General features: G+C 49.7%; 1 protein-coding gene, 3 tRNA genes and 2 pseudogenes. 2 read left to right on the plus strand and 4 right to left on the minus strand.

The window, feature by feature from the left end:
• Positions 1-25: 25 nt before the first annotated feature.
• Positions 26-102, minus strand: a tRNA-Arg gene (locus C3486_RS36380).
• Between the two features lie 1,192 nt (positions 103-1,294).
• A pseudogene (locus C3486_RS36395) lies at positions 1,295-1,381 on the minus strand (IS1 family transposase); the annotation flags it as partial.
• Positions 1,382-1,659: 278 nt separating this feature from the next.
• On the opposite strand from C3486_RS36395, the gene C3486_RS36405 reads away from it, so the two are divergent.
• The gene (locus tag C3486_RS36405) at positions 1,660-2,319 is read left to right on the plus strand and encodes a type A-1 chloramphenicol O-acetyltransferase (RefSeq protein ID WP_000412211.1); all 660 of its coding nucleotides are present in this window, start codon (positions 1,660-1,662) and stop codon (positions 2,317-2,319) included.
• Between the two features lie 200 nt (positions 2,320-2,519).
• Here C3486_RS36405 and C3486_RS38890 read toward each other — a convergent pair.
• Positions 2,520-2,621: pseudogene (locus C3486_RS38890) on the minus strand (GNAT family N-acetyltransferase); the annotation flags it as partial.
• A 615-nt stretch (positions 2,622-3,236) separates the two neighbouring features.
• Positions 3,237-3,321 (minus strand) — tRNA-Leu (locus tag C3486_RS36420).
• 83 nt (positions 3,322-3,404) lie between these two features.
• Between C3486_RS36420 and C3486_RS36425 the strand changes: the two genes are divergently transcribed.
• Positions 3,405-3,480: transfer RNA gene (locus C3486_RS36425), tRNA-Ile, on the plus strand.
• Positions 3,481-3,562 lie beyond the last annotated feature (82 nt).

Here is a 3,562-nt window from a genome sequence, read left to right on the forward strand (position 1 = left end):
GAAGGCGTAACTGATTGAATTGTAATGGCGCGCCCTGCAGGATTCGAACCTGCGGCCCACGACTTAGAAGGTCGTTGCTCTATCCAACTGAGCTAAGGGCGCGTTGATACCGCAATGCGGTGTAATCGCGTGAATTATACGGTCAACCCTTGCTGAGTCAATGGCTTTTGATCTGGTTGCTGAACAAGTGAACGACCGCGTCTGATTACTAGTTTGCCCGGGCCCTTGTCGTCGTCAATTGTACAGCATCCAGGGTGACGGTGCCGAGGATGACGATGAGCGCATTGTTAGATTTCATACACGGTGCCTGACTGCGTTAGCAATTTAACTGTGATAAACTACCGCATTAAAGCTTATCGATGATAAGCTGTCAAACATGAGAATTACAACTTATATCGTATGGGGCTGACTTCAGGTGCTACATTTGAAGAGATAAATTGCACTGAAATCTAGAAATATTTTATCTGATTAATAAGATGATCTTCTTGAGATCGTTTTGGTCTGCGCGTAATCTCTTGCTCTGAAAACGAAAAAACCGCCTTGCAGGGCGGTTTTTCGAAGGTTCTCTGAGCTACCAACTCTTTGAACCGAGGTAACTGGCTTGGAGGAGCGCAGTCACCAAAACTTGTCCTTTCAGTTTAGCCTTAACCGGCGCATGACTTCAAGACTAACTCCTCTAAATCAATTACCAGTGGCTGCTGCCAGTGGTGCTTTTGCATGTCTTTCCGGGTTGGACTCAAGACGATAGTTACCGGATAAGGCGCAGCGGTCGGACTGAACGGGGGGTTCGTGCATACAGTCCAGCTTGGAGCGAACTGCCTACCCGGAACTGAGTGTCAGGCGTGGAATGAGACAAACGCGGCCATAACAGCGGAATGACACCGGTAAACCGAAAGGCAGGAACAGGAGAGCGCACGAGGGAGCCGCCAGGGGGAAACGCCTGGTATCTTTATAGTCCTGTCGGGTTTCGCCACCACTGATTTGAGCGTCAGATTTCGTGATGCTTGTCAGGGGGGCGGAGCCTATGGAAAAACGGCTTTGCCGCGGCCCTCTCACTTCCCTGTTAAGTATCTTCCTGGCATCTTCCAGGAAATCTCCGCCCCGTTCGTAAGCCATTTCCGCTCGCCGCAGTCGAACGACCGAGCGTAGCGAGTCAGTGAGCGAGGAAGCGGAATATATCCTGTATCACATATTCTGCTGACGCACCGGTGCAGCCTTTTTTCTCCTGCCACATGAAGCACTTCACTGACACCCTCATCAGTGCCAACATAGTAAGCCAGTATACACTCCGCTAGCGCTGATGTCCGGCGGTGCTTTTGCCGTTACGCACCACCCCGTCAGTAGCTGAACAGGAGGGACAGCTGATAGAAACAGAAGCCACTGGAGCACCTCAAAAACACCATCATACACTAAATCAGTAAGTTGGCAGCATCACCCGACGCACTTTGCGCCGAATAAATACCTGTGACGGAAGATCACTTCGCAGAATAAATAAATCCTGGTGTCCCTGTTGATACCGGGAAGCCCTGGGCCAACTTTTGGCGAAAATGAGACGTTGATCGGCACGTAAGAGGTTCCAACTTTCACCATAATGAAATAAGATCACTACCGGGCGTATTTTTTGAGTTATCGAGATTTTCAGGAGCTAAGGAAGCTAAAATGGAGAAAAAAATCACTGGATATACCACCGTTGATATATCCCAATGGCATCGTAAAGAACATTTTGAGGCATTTCAGTCAGTTGCTCAATGTACCTATAACCAGACCGTTCAGCTGGATATTACGGCCTTTTTAAAGACCGTAAAGAAAAATAAGCACAAGTTTTATCCGGCCTTTATTCACATTCTTGCCCGCCTGATGAATGCTCATCCGGAATTCCGTATGGCAATGAAAGACGGTGAGCTGGTGATATGGGATAGTGTTCACCCTTGTTACACCGTTTTCCATGAGCAAACTGAAACGTTTTCATCGCTCTGGAGTGAATACCACGACGATTTCCGGCAGTTTCTACACATATATTCGCAAGATGTGGCGTGTTACGGTGAAAACCTGGCCTATTTCCCTAAAGGGTTTATTGAGAATATGTTTTTCGTCTCAGCCAATCCCTGGGTGAGTTTCACCAGTTTTGATTTAAACGTGGCCAATATGGACAACTTCTTCGCCCCCGTTTTCACCATGGGCAAATATTATACGCAAGGCGACAAGGTGCTGATGCCGCTGGCGATTCAGGTTCATCATGCCGTTTGTGATGGCTTCCATGTCGGCAGAATGCTTAATGAATTACAACAGTACTGCGATGAGTGGCAGGGCGGGGCGTAATTTTTTTAAGGCAGTTATTGGTGCCCTTAAACGCCTGGTTGCTACGCCTGAATAAGTGATAATAAGCGGATGAATGGCAGAAATTCGAAAGCAAATTCGACCCGGTCGTCGGTTCAGGGCAGGGTCGTTAAATAGCCGCTTATGTCTATTGCTGGTTTACCGGTTTATTGACTACCGGAAGCAGTGTGACCGTGTGCTTCTCAAATGCCTGAGGCCAGTTTGCTCAGGCTCTCCCCGTGGAGGTAATAATTGACGATATGATCATTTATTCTGCCTCCCAGAGCCTGATAAAAACGGTTAGCGCTTCGTTAATACAGATGTAGGTGTTCCACAGGGTAGCCAGCAGCATCCTGCGATGCAGATCCGGAACATAATGGTGCAGGGCGCTTGTTTCGGCGTGGGTATGGTGGCAGGCCCCGTGGCCGGGGGACTGTTGGGCGCTGCCGGCACCTGTCCTACGAGTTGCATGATAAAGAAGACAGTCATAAGTGCGGCGACGATAGTCATGCCCCGCGCCCACCGGAAGGAGCTACCGGCAGCGGTGCGGACTGTTGTAACTCAGAATAAGAAATGAGGCCGCTCATGGCGTTGACTCTCAGTCATAGTATCGTGGTATCACCGGTTGGTTCCACTCTCTGTTGCGGGCAACTTCAGCAGCACGTAGGGGACTTCCGCGTTTCCAGACTTTACGAAACACGGAAACCGAAGACCATTCATGTTGTTGCTCAGGTCGCAGACGTTTTGCAGCAGCAGTCGCTTCACGTTCGCTCGCGTATCGGTGATTCATTCTGCTAACCAGTAAGGCAACCCCGCCAGCCTAGCCGGGTCCTCAACGACAGGAGCACGATCATGCGCACCCGTGGCCAGGACCCAACGCTGCCCGACTCGAGGGCATCCGATCAACGCTTTCTGGTGAATGGTGCGGGAGGCGAGACTTGAACTCGCACACCTAGCGGCGCCAGAACCTAAATCTGGTGCGTCTACCAATTTCGCCACTCCCGCAAAAAAAGATGGTGGCTACGACGGGATTCTCTAGATCATCATGTTTATTGCGTGGTTTATAAGTATTGTTATTGCACACTCAAGGCCCTTTAGCTCAGTGGTTAGAGCAGGCGACTCATAATCGCTTGGTCGCTGGTTCAAGTCCAGCAAGGGCCACCAAATCATTATTTACGTATCAGGAAGAGTTAAGGGTACAAGGGGTACTCGATGGCGGTCTATATTTCATGACTAACGCCATTTC

The sequence above is a fragment of the Streptomyces sp. Ru73 genome (genome assembly GCF_002920575.1).
Lineage (GTDB): Bacteria > Actinomycetota > Actinomycetes > Streptomycetales > Streptomycetaceae > Streptomyces.

Bases quoted from the DNA above. Each gene is read 5' to 3' on its own strand.
- C3486_RS36405 (WP_000412211.1), top strand. From the start codon at position 1,660: ATGGAGAAAAAAATCACTGGATATACCACCGTTGATATATCCCAATGG.